At 41.2% G+C, this 243-nt stretch carries 1 pseudogene; it reads left to right on the top strand.

Features of this window, described 5'->3' with window-relative positions:
- A pseudogene (locus SB689_RS23985) lies at positions 1-243 on the top strand (hypothetical protein); the annotation flags it as partial.

The following is a 243-nucleotide window of genomic DNA, read 5'->3' as shown; positions in this document are numbered from 1 at the left end:
AACTATTTGACAACTTACCCAACCGAATCGCCAATAAGGAAAATGCAGACTCTGTAGACTATCATTTCCATTCAACTGCTGTTGCAGGTTTCGTTGGAGCCAAAAACTACAACTTTACAGGATCGTGGACCACAAATTCAGGGGTAGTTATAGCCCAATTCACCAATCTTAACCTTCAGGGTGTTGCCCAAAACTCAACAATGGATTCCTATTCATACAATGAGACTACTCTTCCTGGAAACA

The organism is Chryseobacterium sp. SIMBA_038 (assembly GCF_046535115.1).
GTDB lineage: Bacteria > Bacteroidota > Bacteroidia > Flavobacteriales > Weeksellaceae > Chryseobacterium.
The sequence above is the reverse complement of the archived record's forward strand: the minus strand, read 5'-3'. Positions and strand labels throughout refer to the sequence as shown.